Below are 25,057 nucleotides of genomic sequence, written 5' to 3'. Positions count from 1 at the left end.
CATCACCTACTGATGATAGTTTTTATTGAGTTTCCCATGATAGATGGGAATATAACTGCCCTGCCAATTGCCCATTCCCCCAAAAATAAATCGGAAAGCTTTGTCAGAAACGAAGTCTCCTTTGGGAAAAAGTGTGCCTGTTGCGAATGATACAGTGCCACTCGATAGTTTCGAAACATTTACAAACGATTGAAACTGCTCATACTTAGCATTCCAAGGCATTATTCCATACGTTCTATCAGGCTTTTTTGGATTTTTCACATTCTCTGGCATCTCATACCAATCATCATTTTGGAACGCAATTTGACATGGAAATAATCTTTCTACATTTAATTTCCCTGTTATTTTTGTCTCACTTATACCCATCACAGCATATCCGTCCGAGTCCTTTAATTTGTGATATTTCCCGTTACCAACCCAAGCATATTCCTTACTTTCGATTAACTTTCTGTTAGGATCTTTAGGATCACCAAGATCAATGGCTATAAGTTGAGTAACCTTACATGTTGCTTTTCCATCAGGAGACTGACTTACCATTGCTTTATTATCAAATGGTTTCCCATTGAATGAATCATGGAAGTATCTCGGCAGCATCGTCATGATGTTCGTATCATGCCAGTACAATTCCGCTGCTGAAACCGCATATTTATCAACCGCTAGCTTTTTGCCGTTCTTAACAGACAACATCCGTTCTATGACCGAAATTGCTTGAGCGCGCGTCGTGCTTCCATCTGGTGATAGAACTCCTGGAGCTGTGCCTGAAATCATTCCATTTTTAGTGGCCATGTACATCCATTGTTTATCTTCAGCTTTCATCTCAAGCGCTCTAACCGCCACTTTGGACATTTCTTCACGGCTCAATGGCTTATTCCAATCCGAACCTACGAAATCCCCTTCTACAAAAATACCTGACGTCTTAGCAGCATCTACATACTTCACATACCACAAACCATTCGATGTAGATTCAACCGGTAGATTCAAAGCAGATACCGCCATTTTCACAAACTCAGCACGAGATACTTTAGCGTTGGGTAGAAACTTTCCTGTAGGATATCCGGTTACATAGCCTCTCTTAACCGCCTCGTAGATTGCTCCTTCCGCCCAATGCCCTGCTACATCACTAAATGTGGCAGCTACAGTACCATTAACAGTCGAAACGGAGGCAGCCGATGATAGACTTACTGGTATACTGCCACCCAAAAATACCGATAATGCCGTCATTGCAACAAACGCTTTCTTTTTCATTAAATAGATCCTCCTCGTAGTTGTTCGATTGATTCCCAATCTAGTTAATAGGTTTGAAAATGAAAATGGAGTACAATGCGGGCAAGATGTATAGGGACACGGATGTTGGAAGAATGTACTCACATCAAGAACGTAATCTTGCATGCATCAAGTAGAATTAATATGGAATAACACCTAGAGGACTGATCTGGTTGGAGTAAGTTTAAAAGGAAAAATATAGGCGGTTAATTCTTATATCGGCTCACACTCTCTAAGACTTAAGTCCTATAGAACAAAAAACAACCGGACGCACCTATATAAGGTCAACGTCCGGCTGCCTGCCGTCCAAGATTTGTATAATTAATTCTATTATACTGCTCAGCTTCACAATAGCAAGTTAGAAATACTTATCATGCGCTGCATAAATGAAAAAACAATTTATTAAGCTTCCCGCTCTGAAAAATAAGCATCCAATAAGCGAACAAATAAGTTCGGGAATGCATATTGCTCCCGATCATCAGGCCCAATAAAGGCATAACCTTCTGGCACTGCTGCATCTTCCGCTATGCTGCAGCGGAATACCCGCATCTGCCAGTGGATATGGCTGAACGTATGCTCAGCATCCATAAAGCGCTCGATCGGCAGCACGGCAAGCCCTTCCTGATGCAATGCGCCGCGCAGCATGTCCTGAGCTTCATCGTCAGGAAGTCCCGCTACGCTCATTTGCTTTGGCACTAGGATGTGAGGCATTTCCCACATGCGAGCCAGCAACCCGCTCTCAGGACGCTGACGCATAAGCAGCTTGCCTTCGTTCACGCCAGTACCTTCAATAAGAGCAGCATAGCGCAGCTCTGGCTTCGGAGGCTTTGCCTTCGTCTTAATCGGCAGCAGCGTCTCTTCTCCTGCCAAGCGGCCTGCACAATGCTCCATGACGGGGCATAGCAAGCAAGCTGGCGACTTCGGTGTGCAGACAAGCGCACCCAATTCCATAATCGCCTGATTGAAGTCAGAGGCATGGCCATCTGGAATCAGATCACGCGCGATATGCTCAATATGAACACGCGTAGCAGGTTTAGCAATATCATCATGCAGACGGAAGTAGCGCGACAACACACGCATGACATTACCATCTACAGCCGGCTCAGAACGATTGAACGCGATACTCATAATCGCGCCTGTCGTGTATGGACCTACGCCCTTTAAGGAAGCAACAGCCGTTTTGTCATCAGGCACAACCCCACTGTACTTTTCCTTCACCTCACGTGCTCCAGCCTGCAAGTTGCGTGCTCTTGAATAATAGCCGAGACCTTCCCAAGCCTTGAGCACCTCTTCTTCCGGAGCTTCAGCCAATGCAGTAGGTGTAGGGAACTTCGCGATAAATCTTTCGAAATAAGGAATGACGGTGCTGACTCGTGTCTGCTGCAGCATAATTTCCGACACCCATGTATAGTAAGCATTATGTTGACGGCGCCATGGCAAGTCCCGACGGTTGTCCAAATACCAACGAAGCAGTTCGCGGCTAAAATATCGTTGTTGCTCCTCCATAAAAGTCTCCCCCATCCTCAGTTCTCAATCCTCTATTTTTACTTTCTATTTCTAGTCATGACTATACCAACTATTTATTGCTGTTAATCATCTACTATTCTAAATATCCAAAAGTCCATTATACATCAGCAGCTTGTATTGTGAACGTTCTGCCAACAATCGGATAACATGCTTGCCTACCTCTATCGCTCCTTACTATACTGATAGCATAAGGAAATATAAGACAAACCAATGAACGACTATACTTATTCAACTTAACTCCATGAAGCATACATGGTAATCGTCACACATAGAGAGGATGAGATAACAAAATGAGGATACATAACGAAAAAGAGACCTCGCAGCTGAAGCAACCAATCCAGAGATTACAGTCAAGAAAAAAAACATGGCTTATGTCTTCGTTTCTACTTTTGATCACAATAAGTTTGACTGCCTGCGGCGGTGGTTCGCAGCAGCAACAAAGTGCCCAACTCGAAGGTCCAGCAGACGCAGTAGAAGTATACAAAAATTCTTGTTTATCATGTCACGCTGCCGACTTAAGCGGTAAGATGGGACCTGAAACGAATCTAACAACCGTTGGCGACCGCTTATCAAAAGATCAGATCGTAACCGTTATTAAAGAAGGAAAAGGCAGAATGCCTGCCCAAGGATCACGTGTAAGTGACGAAGATGCTGAGAAAGTGGCATCTTGGCTCGCTACCAAAAAAGAACAGGCAAAATAATTCGATAACCCTACACACAAGCACTTTTACATATCAAGCTTAAGGTCATGTAGTCTTCTGCTATGGAGATGAACATGGCCTTTTTAGCATCCATGTCGTGATTCTTTCAAATCTGTAAGCTTCCTGTCATCTCATTCGATAGTTCCCGTGATCCTCCCTTGGTATAGTAGTCAACAGATGCAACGACAATATATCAATAACTTATCACGGAGGATTTACAACATGAAGAAAGCTGCAATAACAATGCTCGTAGTTATGATGATGGCTGTATTGACCGGCTGCATAAATCAGGCAAATGGACTTATTCTATATGGAGAAGAAGCTAAGCTTAAACAGGTAGCAGATACGTATAAAGACGATATAAAATTTCAAAACATATATAACATCAAAAAAATCGGCACTAACGATAAAGAAGTGCTTGTCCTATCCGAAACAACGGCTCGTGAACTTATTCGGATGGAGCTGTGGAAAGAAGTTAAAAATGATACGCAGCTAAGCGTTCTAAAAGGAATGCCAACGATTCGAAATGAAAGTGGATTACTATTCGCTAAACCCGAAGACAAGCATATCCAGATAGCTGGCTTGGACTTAAGCTATGAAGGAAACTCTGTCATTGGGGATTCCAGACGCTACACGAATGCATATGTCGTGGTGAAAGATAGTACATTCGAAACGATAAAAGGCACAATGAAGCAAATGACTGTCATGCATACCAAAAAGAGTATGGATGAAGAACTCGTTAAAATTAAAGACTATACAGACGCGTTCCAACTCGTGACTTTGAAAGAGTTAAAATAAGATAACAACAATAACCTCCGGCTCTACTGCAACAGTGAGAACGGAGGTTATTTTCTATATTCATATCCGTACAAAGTTAACTTACATCCACCTTGAGTTACTGCTCAACGATACACACGACTGATGCAATATTCGGCTGATGGGAAATGCTGATATGAATGCGCGTATGCTCAGCTTCAAGCCCTAATCGCTCCCATCCTGATCGACTGAGCTCTACATAAGGTTTGCCTGATTCTGCAGGAATGACCTCAATATCTTGAAAGCCAAGGATAGGGCCGATTCCGCAGCCAAATGCTTTTACAACCGCTTCTTTGGCGGCAAAGCGTCCTGCTACCCATTCCAAGGACCTCGACTCATATTGTTGAAGAAGCGTGAGCTCTCGCGGCGTCAATATGCGCTGCAAGAAGCGTTCTCTGCTCTTTCCATCCAATAAACGACCAATACGATCAATTTCTAAAATATCATGACCAAGACCGAGTATCATCCTATCCCACCTTTCCTTCTTAAACGAATCAATTACAATGTGCACTCATTATCTTATGAAGGGGCATTCTTTGCAAATAGAAAAGACAGCTCGTATGCCAATCTCGCATTATAGTAAAATCAGCATTTCTCCTCCTCTATTAATCTAGTCCGATCTGGCAACTCTCTCATATATTACAGTATCTTCTCAAATAAAAGGAGGAAGCAAGATGTCGTATTATAACAACTGCGGATATGGCGGTAATTACGGCGGCAACTACGGAAGTTATGGCGGTCAGGGTGATGGCCTGAAAGGTCCGTTAGCTATCCTAAGAAGAATCTCTCTTGGTACTACGATTAGCGTACACTTTGATTCTGTAGAGCGTGTTGGTAGATTTCTAGGGATTGAAAATGGTACCGTCCTTCTACTCGTAGGCGGAACAATATACTATATCTCTATTAAGAAAATTACTGCAGTCGACATACCGTAACGATTCAAAGATATGTAAAAGAAGAGGGCTGCCTCATCAGCCCTCTCTCTTAACTAAATTGCCCCCTTCAGGCACCCTCCTTCCACTCGCTCGACCAACAATGACTGTTAGCGGCAGTACGTACATAAAGGACAACCCTGAAAAGGGGCTTTTAAATGATTAACGTCAATCCAATTGAAGACCTATACCAAGCTCATCGGCTTGCCTTGTATACCAAGCAGCTACTGCTACATCAAATACGGCCAAGCCCATCGGATTAAACCATATTCGTTCGTTCCATACTGCATCGATTGTTACCTTACCAGCTATCACATCGGAAAGTGTAACCGCGTGATCTTCCTGCAATCCTTCGTCGAGATGCTTCCGTTCTATGTCTGTGTCTGCCCGACATATTTCATCCCAACTATCTACAACGACTATGCCGCTGTTTGCCTTAGCTTCTGGTAAATAGTCGCGTAGGGATACGTGCATAAGAATGCTGCCTTCTTTGGATGGAGTATTAATATATCGAGCACTGGAAGCTGTACAAGTAAATACGATATCGGCGCCTAGGTATGCTTCCTGCCATGTAGCAACGGCTTTTACAGGCACATCATTAGCAACTGGTAGTTGGAAAGTTATCTCTCGTTTATCATAGACCCGTATCTCTGCAATTCGTTCATGGAATAAACTCGTTAACATATTTACATGATGTTGGCCAATTGGTCCCATTCCAATGACAGCAACTTGCAGCTCATCCCCTTTACGTTCTTGCAGCAACTTGCGCAGCAGAGCAGCACTAACGGCAGTTGTCCGTATCGTACTTATCAGGCTGCCATTAACGATATAGTTAGGGATTCCCGTATCCGGATCATTTAAAATGGTGACGCTGTTTGCTCGTGGTAGACCTTTATTCACATTTTCGGGATAACTCGCAATCCACTTCATCCCTGCTGCACGAATCGGCCTGCTAATATACGCAGGCATGGCAATGATTCGATTGCTCTCATTTCCAAATTTCAAGTAAGGCTTAATAGGCTGTGCATAGTCCCCCTCGCCATAAGCGAGGGAAACTTCTGCTATTACATCACTTAATGGTGCCCATGGAATGCCAATCTGCCGCAGATCGTCTTCCGTTACATACTTCACGTGATCGCCACCCCGCCCTCACTTGCTTGCCGTGCACGAACTTGATCCAATGCTTCCTTGCCGAAAGATTTGGCGATCCATTGATCGTCATAAATGGTCTCCAAATATCGCTCCCCTCTATCAGGGAGTATCAACGCGCAGGTTGATCCTGGGGATATCCGTTCTTGGTACTTCTCCAAAGCAGCGATCATCCCCCCGGAAGATCCTCCGACAAGTACCGACTCCAAGCGTGCTAATCGTCTACAACCAATAATGCACTCTAGGTCGTCGACCTCGATAATGTCATCGATCCCTTCATCAGGGCATAGTGCCGGTCGTACAGCCGCACCGAGTCCTGGCAGCAAACGACGCTGCTTCGGCTTGTTGCTGCCAAATATGGAACTGCCAAGTGCATCAACAGCAATAACCTTTGTTGCAAGTCTATTGGCACGAATATATTCGATACAGCCACGTATCGTCCCACAAGTGCTTACCCCGCAAAATAAGTAGTCGATCTGTGGTAAATCCGCGGCAATCTCCGCCATCGTCGTTTGCTGATGAGACAAGGGGTTATTCGTGTTCCCGTATTGATTCGGCCAGAATGCATTCGGAATCTTGCGCAGCCAGTGCCGCACCCTAGTTAAACGAGCAGGCAAATACTCACCAGTAGCAGGGTCCGGATCTCGAACGAGATCGATACGAGCACCATATGCACGTAAAATACGTATGTTCGTTAACGTCGTACGCGGATCAACGACGCAAATGAAAGTACACCCAATCAAGTTGCAAATTTGCGCCAATCCGATTGCCAGATTACCTGAACTTGATTCGACAACGACTGAACCTGGTCGCAGCTTGCCTTCACGCAAAGCTTCTTGCAGCATGACTTTAGCAGGACGATCCTTTATGCTTCCTCCAGGGTTGAGCATTTCCAACTTCGCATACGTATCGAATGAAGCATGTTTGAACAAGCGCTGCAGCTTAACCACTGGCGTATTACCAATGACCGTCATTATATGCGCATGAGCGCTCACACTTACCACACCCTTCTATTTGACTGCAACACTCACTCTTGAACGTACAACTTCTTCTGCTTTACCGCTTGATGGTTCAGGCTTGGCGCCGCATTCGGATCTTGCAAATTGACGAGATGTACATTCATGTCCTCTAAAATACCAGAATCAATCATTTGCCCAATCTCTGGGATCGCATCATGCAAGCTAGAGCGAATCTTCTGATAAAGAGCGTTGTCGATAGGCTGTGGACTATCGATATACACATGCAGTTGGTTATGCTCTACAATGACACGCACATCTGCCTGCTTCACATGCTTGAACACGGCATCTTCAATATCGTACAGGCTAATTTTCTCCCCATGCTTCAGCTCAGGCCCAATCCGTTTGACAATCGCCTCAAATGTTGTAACTTGCCGCCCATCTATCCATTCTGAACGGAGATCGCGGACGATATCATAAGTCACATAACGCAAAACGGGGAATCTTCTGCGAACGAATGAGGTTAAGACGAGAACTTGTTCTCCTTCTGGCAAATGTATATCGGGTAGCCCTACTTCCGCAGGAGATACGCCTTCTGCTGCAATGCCCTCCATCATGACATAGCGTCCAATACTTGCATCATGATAAGCCATCGTGCCAACCTCGATGCTGCCGTACGTATCTTTGACATCAGCAGCAGCAATCCCAAATACATCCGCCATCCTTTGCCGCCATGCAGGAGCTGCTACTTCCCCTACTAGAATGACAACCTGAATCCCCCAATCAAAGCCAGCAGGTGCCGCCTTGACGAGACGATCCAAGATGGAAGGCATCGTATACAGCACTTGCGGACGATGCTCTGCAATGCAAGCAAGATGCTCTTCGACAGGTTGTTGGAACGGAATCGTCCAGCATGCCATATCAAGCTTCTCGAATATTTCCTGTGCAGTAGCAGCCGCATGGCCCGTTCCCATATCACTTAGGGCCCTTGTTATCCCTCTGCCTTCCAGCAGCTTACCGAACAGCTGCACCTTGTGCTCGACATACGCCTCCTCATCAGCAGCATCATAGCCAATCGCTTTTCTCCTTTTTCCGCTCGTACCCGATGTCCGATAAATATTCCAATTGGGTTCTTGCACTAACTCTGTCTCGTCGAAATAAGGAAGCAGCCTATCATGTGTGAGCAAAGGTATTTTAGGCCAACTATCGATACACGCTCCCTCCAGCAGAGTCGTATACCAAGGGTAAAGCTGTTTTACTTCCTGCAGCTTTGCTGCAATATGCGGGGCGTTTATCTCTACCATTATGGCAACCCTACTTTCAAGATTGTTCATACTATACTATGCAGAACTTTCGAGCCCGTCTGCCCAATCCTCCTCAACATGACAGGCATAGCTTATATTAAAAAGAGGTGGTGCATAGACAATGGCTAGTAAAAAGAGGCGTGTACCAAGCAAGTGGGTAAAAACAGCCGTTCTCGTCCGCAACAAACGAGTACGCCGCGCTATTCCGCAAACGATGCTTTACCGAGCTTCTACACTGGATAAGCTCCTTAGGCGTCATGGCATGGTATATGTGAAGCCTGACCATGGTCAACAAGGCAGAGGAGTTATGCGTGTACAGCAAAACAATTCCAAAGGTACTTCGTTCTCCGTCCAACGGGGCGATCGAATCCACTCACGACTTACTTGGCGTCAACTCGTAAGAGAGCTCAGGCCTTACACCCGTAATCATGTCCATGTCGTGCAGCAAGGAGTTGATTTGCTGCGCTATAATGGTCGAATACTAGATATTAGAGCTGTAACCCAGGTTGATCGAAGTTGGAAGTGGCACTTTACAGGCATGGTTGCTAGAATTGCACAGCCGCGCAAAGCAGTTACGAACGGTAGCCAAGGTGCTGATATTACACCCGTTCCATTTGTCATTACACGCAATGGTAGATCGATAGAGACCTACAATAGGATAGAAGCCGAGATTCGCCAGCTCTGCCTTCTCAGTGCCCGTGTCCTCTCCCGCAAATATCCTTTCCTACAAGAGCTTGGATTCGACATCGGTCTTGATCAGAAACTCCGTCCATGGATTATCGAAGTAAACACGAAACCTGATGTGAAGCCATTTAGTAAAATATCTGACCATACGATGTATTACCGCATTCTTCGTTATCGTCGCAATTTTAAATAGACCCATATAAATAAGACTGATAGATTACTTGCTGTGGAGACAGCAAGATTGTCTATTGTTACCCTATGGCTCTGTGCTTTTTCATAGCGCATAAAAGCAAAAAGGCTTACTCTCCTCAACCTCATCTTTCGGAGCGGTAAGCCTTTTAGGGGTAATAGTAGATTCTAGCTTGATTAGTTCCATTATGAGTTAAGTTATATCCTAGCTTGCTCCATACATATCCTCACTCAGATTCAAACTCTTCTTGCTTACCAAGAGTTATTCTATCGCTGCTACTTATTGCAACATTTGTACAAATAACTATTATACGTTAACCTATTTATATTAAAATATAGTTAACATATATTTGTGTACATGAACTAGATACTCCATTGGGAGGTACTTATGGATTCGAAGCTGAAACAGGAGCTGCTCAGTAAGGACAAGCAGTACGTGTGGCACCCATTCACACAAATGAAAGACTATGAACATAGAGACCACCTTTTAATCGAGCGCGCTGAAGGCATCTTCTTAATCGATGCGGATGGGCGCCGCTATTATGATACCGTGTCCTCATGGTGGTGCAATGTGCACGGGCACGGACATCCGAGGATCAAAGCAGCTATTCAACGCCAGCTGGATGCTTTTGACCATATTATGTTTAGTGGCCTGACCCACGCGCCAGGCATTGAGCTGGCGGAAAAGTTGGTCGAGATTACCCCGGAGGGCCTTGATAAGGTGTTCTACTCGGACAATGGCTCGACGGCTGTTGAAGTGGCGCTGAAAATGTCATTTCAATATTGGCAGCAGATCGGGAAGACGTCGAAGACGAAATTCGTCTATCTCGACGGAAGCTATCATGGCGATACATTGGGCGCCGTGAGTGTGGGCGGCGTGGAGCTGTATCATGCGCTGTTCAAGCCGCTGCTATTTCATGCGCACCGCGTTCCGGCTGCGGATTTGAGGCAGGCTCGGGGTGCAGGCGTGATGGATGAAAGCGAAGCTGCCGCAGCAAGGCTGGAGAGCGAGCGCGAAGTAGCGGAGTCGGCGTTAGCCGCGGTGCGCGAGCTGTTTGAACGTGAAGGCGACACGATCGCTGGTATCGTCGTGGAGCCGATGCTTATGGGCGCAGGCGGCATGATTATGACGCCGGCTGCGTACATGCAGGGACTGCGGGAGCTATGTACGCAGCATAATGTCCACCTCATCGCTGACGAGGTGGCTACGGGCTTCGGCCGTACAGGTAAGATGTTTGCCTGCGAGCACGCTGGGGTTAGTCCTGACATCATGTGCTTGAGCAAAGGGCTTACAGCTGGCGTCATGCCGCTGGCCGTAACCTTGTGCACAGATGAGATTTATGCTGCGTTCTATGATGACTATCATACGCAGAAGACGTTCTTCCACGGCCACAGCTTCACCGGTAACCCGGTCGCTTGCGCCGTGGCAATTGAAAGCTTGCGCTTGTTCGAGGAGGAGCAAGTCCTCGAACGAGCGCAAGCCTCCGCCGTCGCGCTGGCAGCTGCCCTGCGCGACTCTGGCTTGACCGAACTGCCGCACGTGGCTGATGTGCGCCAACTCGGTCTTGTCGCAGCGTTCGACCTGTATGCCGATGCCGAACGCCGCGAGCCTTTCCACCCCGAGCAGCGCATCGGGGCTGCCATCTACCAAGCGGGCTTCGAAGAAGGTCTCATTCTCCGCCCGCTTGGGGACACGCTCTACTTCTGGCTGCCGCTCTGCGTCACGCCAGAAGAGGTGCGCGACATCGTCGCGCGCACCGTGCGCGTCCTTCGTCGCGTGTTGTCATAGACATCCACACGTCGAATTCAACAGCACGAAGGGTTCCGTTACCGATCCATAAACGGAACCCTTCGCACACAACAAAGAAGCACCCTGTCCTTAGTACTCTCAGGACGGGGCGCTCTTCTTCTATTTATATGACCGCTCCTATTTCATAGGACAGCTCAACCCACGCCATATTCTCCACACAGCTAAAAAAGTAACGAAACAGGCTATTTAGAATCGAAGCCGCAGGCGGTTAAGCAATTTAATCATCACATAGCCAAGAACCAGCCCAAGAACAAATCCGATGCCATAGCCAATTTGGCCGCTGTAATGTTGAAACTGTACATAAACACCGAAAAACAATCCGCTGCTTATCGTAAAGCCGATGATTAAAATTTTCTCCCATATCGGAACAACAACCCATTTTCCGTTGTGCTCAGCACGATTTAGAGAATAGTGGATTATCCCCAGTACAATGGCTGCCAGCAGCACGTAGAGTGAAATATAACTGTTATATCTCATATCAAAAAAATAAGTAGTTAACGGATAATCATTATAATTCTTTAATATCGAAATATCATAAAGATGAGATACCGTTCTAAAACTCCATTTTATAAACTCAGGATAATAAATAACAACGAATATAAATACAATATGCGCTACTAACGAACCACTAATAGTACCGACAAACATCCCAATCGTATAAGCGGAAATCACCAACAGCAGAAGCTTGACGATATACTTAGCATATTCTTCCCACATCATCATAAAGCTGAAATCCAAAGCGAATAACATGACGATATCGAGCAATACATTTATCAATATGGGAATAACTATAATCGTTATACCAATCAATAACTTCGTTATATAGATTTGACTACGAGAATACGGTAGTGAAAAACTAAACTCCTGTCTATGAGCATGTCGTTCAAGACCAAGCTGAAATATAGCTAAAACTAGACTCATTACTATCATGGTAGATAAAAAGCTTGATAATAAATTCCGCACAACCCACAAGCCTGCTGGAGTTTCCTGCAATGCTTCAATAATGTACATGAATTCCCCATATATTTGCCCAGACTCCATCATGAACCAATATCGAATATGCGTATAAGGAAGCGCGAAAAATCCAACAACAAGCATCACGATTAACATGAGCCTTGCTTGTCTAAATTCCTTCCACCACAATCCCCGATCAAATAGATTACGCAGCATCGCCATCACCTCCCGACTTCCAAGTGAACCAATCTTCCAGCGTTAACGGCAATTCGTCGATAAGCAGCTTGCTGTTATCCTTCAACAAAGCATACAAATCCTCAGATTCCATTAACACCGTATGCACAGGCCCAATCTGTTGCAAAGTATGTACACAAGGTTGATCCAGAAGCTGATCGGATGCACCATCGGTAAATACAATTTGCAGTTTGCGTACATGCTGACGCAACTGCTCCAACGCCCACTGCTCATCGGTTTTCCCATCCCGCAGCAGCACAATTTTGTCCGCAATTCGATCTAACTCATTCAGCATATGCGTAGAAATAACAATTCCGCTTTCTGGTGTCAACGATTCCATCATGAGCGTAAGCAACTGCTTTTTAGCGATGACATCAACACCATTCGTCGGTTCATCGAGCAATATATATCGTGCTCTCGTCGCTAGACCTAACGTCGTGCTGAACAGCATTTTCATCCCCTTAGACAACTTGCGCACCTTCTGTCCTTCTGCCAAGCCAAATTGCCTCAGTGTATCTTGGAAAAAGCCCATATCAAAGTTCGGATAAATTCGCGCGAACATCCTACCGCATTCCCCGAGCTTATAGCCTTCCAACGCAGTGGGTGCATCTGGTATAAATACGAGATCTCGCTTCACTTCTGGCTTTGCATAAACATCAATACCATCCAACGTTACTTTTCCACTATCAGGAGTATATATGCCCACTATCGTGCGCAGCATCGTCGTCTTTCCTGTTCCATTTCTACCGAGCAACCCTACGATTTGGCCAGGCTCTACCTCAAAGGAAGCTCCACTGAGCACCTGCCTATTATCGATACGTTTCTCAATCGTTTCAATCCGCAGCATGATAACCCTCCCCAAGCATATGACTTGCGTCGTCTACCATTTCTCGAAATTGTGCTTTCGTAATACCTAAATGTTTCGCTTCCACCGTCAATCGCTGCAGTTCCTGCCGAAGTACTTCGATACGCTCTGCCGCCATTCTAGGAGCCGATGGCTCTAATACGAATGTTCCTTTCCCTCTTATCGTCTGTATCACACCCTGACGTTCAAGCTCCTGATATGCTTTGCTGACCGTATTTGGGTTAATTAACAACGTCGAGGACAGCTCTCTTACCGAAGGCACTTTGTCTCCAGCCTTCAACACATCTTTAGCGATTAGCTCTTTCATCTGCTCTACAATCTGCTCATAGATAGGAGAAGAGCCTCGTTGTTGCAGCTGTATCATGTACGACCTCCTTTCTACTCCATCTCAACCGAGAATTTGATTGATCCGTATGTTACGAGATGGTGTATCGTCTACATCTATCTTCATTTAATCCGCTAACGGTATTCTTATCTCAATCATAAATTGATCGTAGATTTTGCAAGTGTATTACTATAAATAGTACACTTAATACACAATAAACCAACACCCTTGAATTGTCAAATTTTTCTCATTTTTGTAACCAATTAATGATAAAGTTTTGCATACAACAGCTCGCAGGCTATGATACAATCACCTGTAAAACCGAATCGAACCGTTGAAGATAAGGAGGAAGCGCTTTGAGCTATCATTTTAATTTGAATATGCTAAGTGAGTCTGATATGGGTAATCGTAAAGAAAAGCTTTACGGGAGCCGGGTCGTTCGAGGAACACTTCATTTGCCTCCAGGAAGAGCGAACGCAGGACAAGGCACACTTCTCATCTGCCACGGATTTAAAGGTTTCAAAGATTGGGGATTCTTCCCTTTTGCTGCCGAACAACTAGCTATTCTAACGAATCTGAATGTCATTCGCTTTAACTTCTCACATAATGGTGTAGGTGCTGACATGGGCTCATTCAGTGAACCAGAACGCTTCGCCGTTAATACATACGAGCGTGAACAGGAGGATTTGGCGTCTGTTATGGCACTTGTCCATTCGGAAGCATTTTTGCAGTGGAAAGAACAATTGTATGCCAGCCTAGCTTTATCCGACCCGATTCGCATTCCCTCTTTTGATTCACGCATGCTTATCCAAGCTAATGACACATCTAACAAACCTATATTTATTCTGGGACACAGCCGCGGCGGTGCAACTGCATTGTTATATGCGCTTGATTATTCCGAGCATATTGCAGGCATCCTCACATGGAACGGGGTCACAAATGTCGATCTATTTTCTACCGAACAGAAAGAAAACCTTCGTACAACAGGTCGCTCACAAGTGATTAATGCTCGTACAGGGGAAGCTCTGCCTTTAGATGCAGTAGTGTTAGAGGACTTAGAACGAAATGCAGAGAGGTATCAAATTATTGAGCGTATTTCTACTGCCCAGTTTCCTCTTATCATGGTTCAAGGCTCTAACGATCTGCCAGGATTCTGCGAAGGTTCATCACGATTGCAGCAGCAATATAAAGAGGCCGAGTGGGTCATTATTGACGAGGCAGGACATACCTTTCAGGCCGTGCACCCCTTTCAGGGCACAACTCGCCAGCTAAATGAAGCCATTGAGCATAGCGCAGCATGGTTAAAGAAACAATTGCAGCTCCGTCATAAGTAAGGAGAGAATATACTAATCATATCGCGAGAGGTTTATGACATCATGTTATCCAAACAACAGCTATGCATCGTCGTCTTTACGACGATTTCAGGATTAACGACTTCCTATCTCATTGGCTTGCCTCTTATTTTAGGCTTTGCAATTGGCTTCCTTGCGTTGACGATATTCTCGATCCGCCAAGGAACGGACCGTCGAACCATGATTAATGCCATTAAAGATGGGGCTTCCCGTACACAAGAAGTCATCTGGATTTTGGTCATGGTTGGCTTGATTATTCCAACATGGACAATGAGCGGTACGATTCCCTATTTGATTGAGCAAGGTATTCAATGGATTCATCCTAGTTATATGACGACGCTCACGTTCTGGTTTGCTGCACTATTTTCCATGATGCTTGGTACCTCTACAGGAACATTAAGTGCAGTCGGAATTCCAATGATGGGGGTAGCTTCTCTAACCGGTGTACCATTACCCATTATGGCTGGCGCCCTTGTATCAGGTGCTTTTGTCGGGGATCGTACCTCTCCATTTTCCAGTGCACATCGGCTCGTTGCGGATTCGACGGGGACGACCGTACGTGCGCAGTATCGATATTTGATGCCTACGACAGGATTGGCATTAGGTTCAGCAACCATTTTCTTTATCATTATCGACTACATAGGAAATTGGCAGGTACCTCAATCCGCTTTACAACTGGACATCTATCGAGAACATTTTGTATTCAGCCCCTGGCTCGTTATGCCAGCTGTCGTGCTCATTGCTGCTATCTTATTCCGTATGAAGACGCGACACGCATTTATGCTCTCCATCGCAGTTGCAATCTTAGTCGGTTCCTTGCTGCAAGATGTCAGCCCCTTAGCTTGGCTGCAAAGTATGCTGCACGGTTACACGAACATAGCGCTACCTGCATTGCATACGAAAGGGCTATTAAATATGGTCGAGCTCGTGCTGTTAATTGCGTTAGCTGGATCATTCAACGGTATACTTGAGCAAACCCGATCGCTAGAACCGTATATGAGTGCATTAATTGGTCATAACTCTTCCATGCCGCAAGCAACTGTACGCATAGGCTTATTCGGGCTTGGATTAAGTGCGGTCTCTTGTACACAGACACTTCCGATTATGATGTCGGGACGCAACGTGCTGCCGATATGGTCACAGCGCTTTCAGCAAGAACATCTGTCTCGGGTCATATCCGATACTGCACTCGTATTTGCTGCTATGATTCCTTGGAATATGCTCGCGGTGTTATGCGCGACCATCGTAAATGTCCCCGTTCATCAGTATATTCCGTATGCAATATTCCTTTGGAGCTTGCCTTTGTGGACTTTCATCGTGTCTATAGCGAAGAGCGCTCGAACTCATTCGGCTTCCTTGGCGACTGCTCAGCCCAAGTCTGATGCTTCGTAACATCATTTCGCCAGTACTCCACAATAAAAAAAACATCCCGTCTCACTCTATAAGTGGAATGGGATGTTTTTGTTTTCTAACTTACGCTGTAGGCAATTTGAACAAATCAGTAGTCAGTAGATCCCCTGATTACATACTACCTTCTGTACCTATTATCCAAGCGATATGTAATTAAATACCCGGAATCATAGCACGCTTATGTTCAGTTTTATTATACTGACGTTCAATTTTCTCTTGAACATCGGCAGGAACTTCTTTGCCTTCCAAATAGTCGCTGTTATGCTCGTAGGAAATCCCTAGTTCCTTTTCATCCGTTTGACCAGCCCACAGCCCTGCTGTTGGAGCCTTGTCCAATACGCTCTCTGGAACACCCAAATGACGTGCCAGCTGGCGAACTTGACGCTTATTCAATGAGGAAAGCGGTGTAATATCGACCGCGCCGTCACCCCATTTTGTATAAAAACCTGTCAGTGCCTCAGATGCATGATCGGTACCAACGACGAGTAAGTTCAAGTCAAATGCCAATGCATACTGCGTTACCATGCGTACGCGTGCCTTCACGTTGCCTTTGCCAGGAATGCTAAGATGACGATACTGTCCGATTTGCTTCAACGCATGCTCGGATTCCAAGGCAATTTCATTAACCGCCTCTTCGATATTCGTCTCCACCGTATGCTCCAAGCTAAATGCTTTGGCTACCGCATAGCTGTCTTCAATATCTTCCTGTTGGCCATAAGGCTGGAACACGCCTAGCGTCATATACGGCTGACCTGTTTCTGCCTTCAACTCATCCGTCGCCTGCTTACAAAGTCCTACTGCAACCGCACTATCAATCCCACCGCTAATCGCAATCAACAGACCAGATGTACCTGACTGCTTCACATATTGCTTAAGAAAATCTACGCGCTTGCGAACTTCTGCTGCTTCATCAATGTGCTGCTGTACCCCGAATCGCTTGACGATCTCTTCCTGTAAACTCATCTGTCCTATCTCCTTCCTTGTGCAAAAATCCCCGCGCATCGAGTGCGCGGGGTATGTTGGTGCCTTAACGACAGTGCTTATCGAATGCTGCTGTCAGTTCTGCAGCAATATCTTCAGCAGAACGGTTCTCAATACTAAGACGCTCAATAAAATGAACCAATTCCCCATCCTTCATCAACGCAATCGATGGTGAAGATGGAGGATACGGTGCAAAGTACTCACGTGCCTTTGCTGTCGCTTCTTTATCTTGCCCTGCAAATACAGTGAACAAGTGGTCAGGTGTAACCTCATGCTCCAATGCTTTACGCACACCTGGACGGCATTGACCTGCTGCACAGCCGCATACAGAGTTGATAACGACAAGCGCCGTTCCCTTCGCGTCTGGAAGCTTTTCTTCTACTTGCTCTGCTGTTGTAAGCTCTTCGATACCCATCGAAGTAAGCTCCGTACGCATTGGTGTTACCATATCACGCATATATTGCTCAAATGACATTGACATCTCACATTCACTCCTACATAAATAATAGATTCCGATAGAACGCACTCCCGTTCTGTATCGACTCTATTGTAACGAAGCATCATTGCGAAATGCAACAAAATCCGAACAATCCACAAATACTCTTCATACACCTAATCTAGCCATGCATGATCAAGCATCATTCTAATGTTAAAAACGCCACTATCGCCTATGCGACTCCGATGTTCATGGAAGCTAACTTCAATTCTAAGTTTTCTAAGTAGAAGGACGATTTGGTCCGTTCAACTTTTTATCAATACCAACATTTCCTCCGGCACGTGACTTCCGCGCCTGATTTTCCTTATCCTGCTGTTGCTGGGCTTTTGAATCTTCAGACATGGGATAAGCCTCCTTTCTCCTGCATAGTCACACGTATTATGTGCCTTCTGCAACAGACTTATCCTCCTCAGCACGCTGTTCCTCTATTTTCATCATCCAATAGCCTAGCATGAGTAAGCCAAGAAGCACCCACTGCTTTGTAGTCAACCCCAACATCGTCTCCGCTGGTACGGATGTAAAGCTAATCAGCATACCTAACACACCACTTACAAGCAGCGTCAAGCGCGCATCTGCTCCTGTACCTAAAGGACTCCTGCGCAGCCACAAGCCAGCTAATAGCAGAACACACCATATCGATTCAACTGGTGGAAGTGCCGCCGCTAATGTAGAAGGCACAGGAAGTGGTGTATATCCATCAGGTATCATGCCTGCATAAGCATAAATAAACCCATATACGGCTACAGCAAACAAGGCACCATGTGCAATAAGATCAGCAAGAACTTGAAGCCTGATTTGCTGTTTACGAGCATAATGCACAGTCCAAGCTGCCAGTCCAATAATCATTAGCACATTCCCATTCCACGAAGTACCTTGCAAAAAGAGCATTGCCTTAGGCTGCTGCCATAGTATCGAAGGCGCGTCCCATAAATACCCGAACTTTTCATTTAGAATCACAACGAGCAATATCGTTAACATCCAGTCCCCATAGCTACGGAGCTTCATACCCTCTAGTCTTAGGCGTAAAAGCATAACTGCGCCTGCTAATCCCAAGGCAGTCAGCAAAATAAATAAATCAATTTGTAACGTTAATGAACCTAGTTGTATCGCTCCCACAACCGACCTCCAGCAATAGATTCACTTCTCAATTCTTTTACATATCATAACATAAGAACATCTACTCATCCGATAAACAGGTGATAATTTTAAACTTTGCAACTTTGCATCACTCATAACCGCAAAAAGGAAATTAACTAATGCGAGAGGTTTCACCAGAACAATCATTTATGCTTGGCGAAGGCACAACACTGATCGATTTCTCATACGCTGCATTCGCTTCAACTTGGAAAGATACGATAAATGTCGTTCCACAGCCAACCTCCGACTCAATACGTATAACACCTCCATGCCGTTCTACGATACTCAAGCATAAAGGCAGTCCCAAGCCTGTCCCCTTCGCCTTCGTTGTATAGAAAGGTTCGAACATTCGCTCTTGAACCGCAACAGAAATACCTGGTCCGTTGTCATGAACGAGTAGCTCTACAGCACCTTCATTCACTCTCGTCTCTATCGTTAACAAGCCTTTTTGCTCCATCGATTCCATTCCATTACGGGCCAAGTTCAACAGTAGTTGCTTCATTTCCTTCGAATTAATTAATAGTTTGGGTACATCATCCGCAAGTTGCAAATGAATCTCTTGCCCTCGCATATTGGCATCTGCCCATAGTAAGGGGCTGATGTTGGAGATAATATCATGCAAATGCATGAATTCCTTTTCCACGATTCGATTCTGCGCTAGTGATAAAAAGTCGTTAATAATCATATTTGCACGATCCAGTTCTTCCATTACGATCGCATAATAATCATTTAAATGCTCTGGGCTCTTACGCTGCATCAATTGAATAAAGCCTCGTACAACAGCCATCGGATTGCGGATCTCATGTGTAATACTAGCTGCCATTTGCCCTACAAGACTCAGGCGCTCCATATTCCCCATCTCGGCTCTCAGCTGAGACAGCTCTGTAATATCATGAGCCATTCCGACAGCACCCACAATTTCGCCAGTTTCCTGATTACGCATCGAGGCAGTCCGTACGAGGTATTTACGATTAAAATGCTGGATCACCTCGGATTGCGGCGGCTCACCGCTTAAGACACGAGCAAGCATGAAATCATCTTTGGACAGCAGTTCATATTCTTCAGAAAATGAATAGTAGCAGCGTCCGATAATATCCACATTGGTCAGCCGTGGATTGTACTGCTGCAGCATGCGCAGCATCATTTGGTTAACGGCCGTAATTCTCGCATGAGCATCTACAGCAAGTACAGCTAATGGAGTCTCATCAATCAGTTGATGCATCTTCTGCGCCTCTTGGCGATATTGACGCCATACCATTTGATAACCCTGCTGAAGAAATGCCTTCTCACGGACATATTCCATCATGTAAATAATGGCGCACGATGCACACAAAAATACGGTTGCATACATGCCCATAAACAATAAAATATGTGTCTGCATCTGAATATGATGATTCCATAAACTTAGTGAGTACATAATGAAATGAAGCAGCATCCCTAGTGATGCGACACCCATGAGCAGGAGTATTCGCCTAGGAGCACTTGATTGTTGGAAGTAATTCAAGAGTAAGAATAAAAGAGGAGCAACATATAACAGAGAGTCAGACCACCAAGTGTAATGATCATGCCAAGCGTGCATCATGACCATAACAACGATATACATCGCCGTTAACATGATTCCTACCCGATAACCTCCATATAGGAAACCAATCATGAACGGGATAAGGCGAAAATCGAAAGGAAGATTCGTCTCGGGGAAATACATAAATGAGAACAACATACAAAAAAGTAACGACAACGCTGAAAACAGAAAGAGATATACATGCGCTCTTCCTATACGCTCTGGCCGCATTAAGCAAATGTGGTAGGTGAAAGCCGGAAAATAAGCGATCAACACCTGTAGCAATGTGTCTTTGAATGCGATGTACAATGTGTCTTTGAATGCAGCGAACATGGTTATCGTTATCAACTCCAATAGTTATCGTTGATTTTTTCCCTGATTAAAACATAAAATGCTGTCGTTATACAACGATAATGTTGAAATTTTTAGATATTTTTTAACAAAATACTGCAATCTGCACCAACCTTCAACAAATGCCTATACCAACCACTACCTTGTTCAATCAACAAAAGGAAGGGTACAATAGGGAAAAAGGATCGTTTACGCATAAGGAGATGGCTATGCAAGCAGATGTAGTAGTAATCGGTGGAGGACCTTCTGGACTAATGGCTTCTATCGCAGCAGCACAACAAGGTGCTCAAGTCGTACTTGTTGATAAAGGAGACAAGCTAGGTCGTAAACTCGCCATTAGTGGCGGAGGTCGCTGCAACGTTACAAATAATAAATCGCGCGAGGAATTTATTCGCTATGTGCCTGGTAATGGGCGATTCCTATACAGCGCATGGAATCATTTTAATCCGGAGCTTATTATCGCATTTTTCGAAAATCTCGGCATCAAGCTTAAGGAAGAGGACAACGGAAGAATGTTCCCTGTCTCGGACAAAGCTAAAACAGTTGTCGACGCCTTAATAGGCGAAGTACGCAAGCTTGGTGTTACAATTCGGACGATGTCTCCTGTGGACCATGTTCGCTATGACGAGACAGGTGTAAGCGGTGTTCAGTTGCGTGACGGCACATATATTCATACAAAGTCCGTTATTATAGCAAGTGGAGGAAAGTCTGTTCCTCAAACAGGTTCTACTGGGGATGGATATGCATGGGCAGAAGCAGCAGGTCATACGATAACAGAGCTGTTTCCAACGGAAGTCCCGCTCACCTCGAATGCTTCCTTTATTCGAGAAGGCTCTCTGCAAGGACTATCCCTTCGTGATATTGAATTGACTGTATGGAATGATCGCAATAAAAAGCTCGTTCAGCATGAAGGAGATATGATATTTACGCACTTTGGCTTATCAGGCCCAGCCGTACTGCGCTGTAGTCAGTATGTCGTTAAGGAGCTGAAACGCACAGGTTTATCTACCTTGCTGCTCACAATTGATCTGAAGCCAAATGAGTCAGAAGAGCAGCTTGCTAGTTATCTGATGAAACTGTGTCGTTTAGAGCCTAAGAAAGCAATAAAAAATATTTTGAAGCAAGCTATCCCAGAGCGTATGCTGCCTGTCTTATGTAAAATGGCTGGATTGGATGAGTCTGTTACCTATGACAATATACCCAAGCAACCTTGGCTAAAGCTCTGTCAGCTAATCAAAGCATTCCCGATTAAAATAAGTGGTACCAAATCAATCGAAGAAGCATTCGTCACTGGCGGTGGGGTTAATTTAAAGGAAATTGATCCTAAATCGATGCAATCGCGTATGAAGTCGGGGCTGTTCTTCTGTGGAGAAATCCTAGATATACACGGCTATACAGGTGGCTATAATATTACAGCCGCATTCGCTACCGGATATACGGCAGGAATGCATGCTGGACAACTGCATCAGCAATAAATCAAATAAACAGCTTCTCCTCGCTAGAAGCAAGCAAACTAATGTGGATACTACATTTACTATGAGCTGCTGCGAGGAGAAGTTTAATCACGTTTAATTACTGGTAGGACTCGATTAACGTTACATGCTACAAGTGAATGCCGCCTTGGAATTGATTCGTATGCTCATCGTTCCAACCCGCTGCCTCTTCATCGCGATGCGATAAATCATCACCCGTCGGATCAATCGTGCTATAACTTTCACGATCCACCCAGTCCTCATTCACGATATGCGCAGGAATCGGAATACAATCGATTCCGTAAGCACTGTTCATAACAGCCGTCTCGGTAAGAGGGGCTTCCTCAATTAACTGTCCACCATGCGCTTCAGCAATTTCTAACGCTGAAGTTAAGTCTTGTCGCTCGATGTGAATATGAAGGCAATCACCGCTAGGCTCTATCACCGCATCATATCCCAGCTCTGACAATGTATCTTGTGCTAATTGCGTTTCACCGCTAGTTCCAAATCGAAATCGTATTACAGCCTGATGCATCGTAGATGCCTCCTGTCTGCTAGTTTCGTCCCTTACTATTCCCAGCAGTAACAAGATTATACGGAAGCCTTAGCTCCAGGACGTTCAAAGCTCCAGCCACGCAACGATAAGAAAGCACGTCCAACTAATGGCAAAACAACAATACCTAGAACAGCGGCTATACATACGATCAACAGGTTGCCCGAACCTATGACAACACCTGTCGTTATCCCCCACATTAGACCGCCTAGTGCAGCATTTACTGTAACAAAATGTTCAGCCGCCTTCCGCAGCACTTCTTTACGGAACTGAAATAAATGCCAGTACTCGCCTGTAACAAGGTTTTTCCAGTACATATGCAGCCAAATACTAACGAGAACAACAAGAAACGGAATGACTCCAAAAAGCATAACGGGTTCATTCAATCCTGTCACCACGATAGCTGTAGCACCAACACCTACAAGCTGTATGAAAAAGAACAGCGAGGCTTTGTTTCGCCATAACGTCTTTACTGCTAATGGACCCAACTTGTCATCACTATTGTGCTTCAGCCGCTTCCAATAGCCAGATTTTCGGAACAACCATGGACGCTTGCGGTTTCTACGTCCAGTCTTCTCCACAGCTTGGGACAATACAACCTGCGCCAGACTTCCCTTCTGCTTGGATTCTGCTGCTGCATCCTTCTCAAAGCTAGCTCTTTCTCTCAAGCGCCAGCGCACGAGAGGCATAGACAACAGAAGTACGACCAGCATGCCCGCAAGAGCAAACAACCCCGATGCATCCATCTGTACAAACCAAATAAGTAATCCAAACATCAAAGTTATTACGATAATTTGCATCACTTTTCCTAAAACATATTTCCATCCGTGCAGATGCGCCCGCAGCCAGTGTTCCGCCAAAGCCTGAAGCCAAGACAGGGACAACGTGCATAATGCTGTCATCACAATCATCGAGAGGGGCATAGCATATCCTCGTACGAGCCAAGGCAAGAGAACAACCATAGAAAAAATAATAATCGTCAGCTTTCTAAGGACGAATTCCATCATGCCGAAACGCACAAGTGTACGTATCCAATCTTGCCGCTGAAACAAAAAGAGCTTATCCGCCGCTTCTACCCATACACGAAGCTCCCCCATAAACACCAGGCTCAGCAGTGGAATCAACCATACGAATAAAGGCAGTTGAAGCGCTGACGCAGAAAGCGGTTCATTCCACCAAGACCAATAGGCAGCAACACCAAATATTAGAGCAGGTACTACGATATACAGCGCGACTATCCAATCAGGAATAACCAGCTTGATTGAGTCCCATTGGTATCGCGAATAGGTCTTCCATCTTCGTATAGCCAGCCCTCTAGCTGTCTTCATGTCAGCACCTCAAAACAATCCATCAAGCTGCCATTAGGCATTCCCGCACGATGACGAATGTCTTCTAATGTCCCATGTGCAACGACAGCTCCCTGTTGAATAAGGACGAATCGATCACAAATGCGCTCTGCGGTATCTAATACATGCGTACTCATCAACACACCCGCTCCACGCTCTCGTTCGCTTTTCAACTTATCCAGCCATATTCGCGTTGCTCTGGGATCCAAGCCTACGAATGGTTCATCTACGATATAAAGAGGCGGTCGAAGCAAAAAAGCAATAATAAGCATCATTTTCTGCCTCATCCCCTTTGAGAAGCTGCCTGGCAAGTGATGGATAACATCACTCATGCCAAACTCCTCAATAAGCGGCATGGCCCGCTCTCTTAGTTCCACATCACTTAATTCATGAGATGCACCTGCCAGCTCCAAATGCTCCCACAGCGTCATCGTATCGTAATATTCAGGCTGCTCTGGGACATATGCATAAGAACCACTGCCATCCCCAATCTGAATGTTTCCCTTTACATGCTGCATAATGCCCAAAATTGATTTGATCGTCGTACTTTTCCCAGCACCGTTGGGGCCGATAAGTCCAACTAACTCACCAGGCTGAACATCAAATCTGATCTCGGATATTTTGCTATCACCCGCTTCATACCCTGCCTCTATTAAGTCAACTTGAAGCACTGTCATTGCGTTCTTCCT

25 protein-coding genes are annotated in these 25,057 nt (G+C 45.3%); 8 read left to right on the top strand and 17 right to left on the bottom strand.

The genetic code is table 11. From position 1 onward, the window contains the following. Positions 1–6: 6 nt before the first annotated feature. Together NQ117_RS16090 and mutY are read right to left on the bottom strand one after the other, a co-directional pair. Positions 7–1,245: an S-layer homology domain-containing protein gene (locus tag NQ117_RS16090; protein WP_258279036.1), complete on the bottom strand. Its 1,239-nt coding sequence runs from the start codon at positions 1,243–1,245 to the stop codon at positions 7–9. Positions 1,246–1,665: 420 nt separating this feature from the next. Then, complete coding sequence (gene mutY, locus NQ117_RS16085; RefSeq protein WP_258279035.1) at positions 1,666–2,769, bottom strand: A/G-specific adenine glycosylase; 1,104 nt, start codon at positions 2,767–2,769, stop codon at positions 1,666–1,668. 311 nt (positions 2,770–3,080) lie between these two features. On the opposite strand from mutY, the gene NQ117_RS16080 reads away from it, so the two are divergent. Both NQ117_RS16080 and NQ117_RS16075 read left to right on the top strand, forming a co-directional pair. Further along, positions 3,081–3,491, top strand: coding sequence for a c-type cytochrome (locus NQ117_RS16080; protein WP_258279034.1), 411 nt, complete (start codon positions 3,081–3,083; stop codon positions 3,489–3,491). A gap of 222 nt (positions 3,492–3,713) precedes the next feature. Next, positions 3,714–4,289, top strand: coding sequence for a lipoprotein BA_5634 family protein (locus NQ117_RS16075; protein ID WP_258279033.1), 576 nt, complete (start codon positions 3,714–3,716; stop codon positions 4,287–4,289). 97 nt (positions 4,290–4,386) lie between these two features. On the opposite strand, the gene acpS is transcribed toward NQ117_RS16075, so the two are convergent. Further along, positions 4,387–4,773 (bottom strand): holo-ACP synthase, encoded by a 387-nt coding sequence (gene acpS / locus NQ117_RS16070; RefSeq protein ID WP_258279032.1) that lies wholly within the window; start codon positions 4,771–4,773, stop codon positions 4,387–4,389. A gap of 208 nt (positions 4,774–4,981) precedes the next feature. On the opposite strand from acpS, the gene NQ117_RS16065 reads away from it, so the two are divergent. Continuing rightward, on the top strand, positions 4,982–5,242 hold the full coding sequence (locus NQ117_RS16065) for a hypothetical protein (protein WP_258279031.1): 261 nt from the start codon (positions 4,982–4,984) through the stop codon (positions 5,240–5,242). A 165-nt stretch (positions 5,243–5,407) separates the two neighbouring features. On the opposite strand, the gene NQ117_RS16060 is transcribed toward NQ117_RS16065, so the two are convergent. The 3 genes from NQ117_RS16060 to NQ117_RS16050 are packed head-to-tail and all read right to left on the bottom strand — an operon-like array spanning position 5,408 to position 8,648. Further along, the gene (locus NQ117_RS16060) at positions 5,408–6,370 is read right to left on the bottom strand and encodes a 2,3-diaminopropionate biosynthesis protein SbnB (protein WP_258279030.1); all 963 of its coding nucleotides are present in this window, start codon (positions 6,368–6,370) and stop codon (positions 5,408–5,410) included. Then, a complete protein-coding gene (gene sbnA / locus NQ117_RS16055; RefSeq protein WP_258279029.1) occupies positions 6,367–7,383 on the bottom strand; it encodes a 2,3-diaminopropionate biosynthesis protein SbnA in 1,017 nt (338 codons plus the stop codon). Before sbnA ends, NQ117_RS16060 begins: the two co-directional genes overlap by 4 nt. 32 nt (positions 7,384–7,415) lie before the next feature. Further along, positions 7,416–8,648: a phenylacetate--CoA ligase family protein gene (locus tag NQ117_RS16050; RefSeq protein WP_258279028.1), complete on the bottom strand. Its 1,233-nt coding sequence runs from the start codon at positions 8,646–8,648 to the stop codon at positions 7,416–7,418. A 121-nt stretch (positions 8,649–8,769) separates the two neighbouring features. On the opposite strand from NQ117_RS16050, the gene NQ117_RS16045 reads away from it, so the two are divergent. Together NQ117_RS16045 and bioA are read left to right on the top strand one after the other, a co-directional pair. Continuing rightward, a complete protein-coding gene (locus NQ117_RS16045) occupies positions 8,770–9,525 on the top strand; it encodes a YheC/YheD family protein (RefSeq protein ID WP_258279027.1) in 756 nt (251 codons plus the stop codon). 384 nt (positions 9,526–9,909) lie between these two features. After that, positions 9,910–11,310, top strand: a complete 1,401-nt coding sequence (gene bioA / locus NQ117_RS16040) for an adenosylmethionine--8-amino-7-oxononanoate transaminase (RefSeq protein WP_258279026.1) — start codon at positions 9,910–9,912, stop codon at positions 11,308–11,310. 207 nt (positions 11,311–11,517) lie between these two features. Here bioA and NQ117_RS16035 read toward each other — a convergent pair whose 3' ends face one another. Genes NQ117_RS16035 through NQ117_RS16025 form a run of 3 tightly spaced genes read right to left on the bottom strand, consistent with a single transcriptional unit; the run spans position 11,518 to position 13,748 of the window. Further along, positions 11,518–12,501 (bottom strand): hypothetical protein, encoded by a 984-nt coding sequence (locus NQ117_RS16035; protein WP_258279025.1) that lies wholly within the window; start codon positions 12,499–12,501, stop codon positions 11,518–11,520. Beyond that, positions 12,491–13,366, bottom strand: coding sequence for an ABC transporter ATP-binding protein (locus NQ117_RS16030; protein ID WP_258279024.1), 876 nt, complete (start codon positions 13,364–13,366; stop codon positions 12,491–12,493). The genes NQ117_RS16035 and NQ117_RS16030 overlap by 11 nt, the downstream gene beginning before the upstream one ends. Next, positions 13,353–13,748, bottom strand: coding sequence for a GntR family transcriptional regulator (locus NQ117_RS16025; RefSeq protein WP_258279023.1), 396 nt, complete (start codon positions 13,746–13,748; stop codon positions 13,353–13,355). Before NQ117_RS16025 ends, NQ117_RS16030 begins: the two co-directional genes overlap by 14 nt. A gap of 317 nt (positions 13,749–14,065) precedes the next feature. On the opposite strand from NQ117_RS16025, the gene NQ117_RS16020 reads away from it, so the two are divergent. Continuing rightward, on the top strand, positions 14,066–15,043 hold the full coding sequence (locus NQ117_RS16020; protein ID WP_258279022.1) for an alpha/beta hydrolase family protein: 978 nt from the start codon (positions 14,066–14,068) through the stop codon (positions 15,041–15,043). 42 nt (positions 15,044–15,085) lie between these two features. Beyond that, on the top strand, positions 15,086–16,453 hold the full coding sequence (locus tag NQ117_RS16015) for a Na+/H+ antiporter NhaC family protein (protein WP_258279021.1): 1,368 nt from the start codon (positions 15,086–15,088) through the stop codon (positions 16,451–16,453). Between the two features lie 171 nt (positions 16,454–16,624). On the opposite strand, the gene nadE is transcribed toward NQ117_RS16015, so the two are convergent. The 5 genes from nadE to NQ117_RS15990 all read right to left on the bottom strand — a co-directional run bounded on the left by nadE (position 16,625) and on the right by NQ117_RS15990 (position 20,700). Further along, the gene (nadE, locus tag NQ117_RS16010; protein WP_258279020.1) at positions 16,625–17,434 is read right to left on the bottom strand and encodes an ammonia-dependent NAD(+) synthetase; all 810 of its coding nucleotides are present in this window, start codon (positions 17,432–17,434) and stop codon (positions 16,625–16,627) included. Positions 17,435–17,498: 64 nt separating this feature from the next. Beyond that, complete coding sequence (locus NQ117_RS16005) at positions 17,499–17,933, bottom strand: BrxA/BrxB family bacilliredoxin (RefSeq protein ID WP_258279019.1); 435 nt, start codon at positions 17,931–17,933, stop codon at positions 17,499–17,501. Between the two features lie 234 nt (positions 17,934–18,167). Continuing rightward, positions 18,168–18,290, bottom strand: coding sequence for a spore protein (locus NQ117_RS16000; RefSeq protein ID WP_192026839.1), 123 nt, complete (start codon positions 18,288–18,290; stop codon positions 18,168–18,170). A 36-nt stretch (positions 18,291–18,326) separates the two neighbouring features. Further along, entirely contained in the window at positions 18,327–19,064 is a 738-nt protein-coding gene (locus NQ117_RS15995; protein WP_258279018.1) for a prolipoprotein diacylglyceryl transferase, read from the bottom strand. 133 nt (positions 19,065–19,197) lie between these two features. Beyond that, on the bottom strand, positions 19,198–20,700 hold the full coding sequence (locus NQ117_RS15990) for a two-component system sensor histidine kinase NtrB (protein ID WP_258279017.1): 1,503 nt from the start codon (positions 20,698–20,700) through the stop codon (positions 19,198–19,200). A gap of 506 nt (positions 20,701–21,206) precedes the next feature. On the opposite strand from NQ117_RS15990, the gene NQ117_RS15985 reads away from it, so the two are divergent. Beyond that, positions 21,207–22,472, top strand: coding sequence for a BaiN/RdsA family NAD(P)/FAD-dependent oxidoreductase (locus tag NQ117_RS15985; protein ID WP_258279016.1), 1,266 nt, complete (start codon positions 21,207–21,209; stop codon positions 22,470–22,472). Between the two features lie 127 nt (positions 22,473–22,599). On the opposite strand, the gene NQ117_RS15980 is transcribed toward NQ117_RS15985, so the two are convergent. From NQ117_RS15980 to NQ117_RS15970, 3 genes are read right to left on the bottom strand one after another with little or no spacing between them, the layout of a single operon-like run. Continuing rightward, positions 22,600–23,004 (bottom strand): DNA/RNA helicase, encoded by a 405-nt coding sequence (locus NQ117_RS15980; protein WP_258279015.1) that lies wholly within the window; start codon positions 23,002–23,004, stop codon positions 22,600–22,602. 56 nt (positions 23,005–23,060) lie between these two features. Next, positions 23,061–24,350: an ABC transporter permease gene (locus tag NQ117_RS15975; RefSeq protein WP_258279014.1), complete on the bottom strand. Its 1,290-nt coding sequence runs from the start codon at positions 24,348–24,350 to the stop codon at positions 23,061–23,063. Beyond that, entirely contained in the window at positions 24,347–25,045 is a 699-nt protein-coding gene (locus tag NQ117_RS15970) for an ABC transporter ATP-binding protein (RefSeq protein ID WP_258279013.1), read from the bottom strand. Before NQ117_RS15970 ends, NQ117_RS15975 begins: the two co-directional genes overlap by 4 nt. Positions 25,046–25,057: the final 12 nt, after the last annotated feature.

The organism is Paenibacillus sp. SC116 (assembly GCF_024733555.1).
Classification (GTDB): Bacteria; Bacillota; Bacilli; order Paenibacillales; family Paenibacillaceae; genus Paenibacillus_B.
This window is presented reverse-complemented; position numbering and strand designations above follow the sequence as displayed.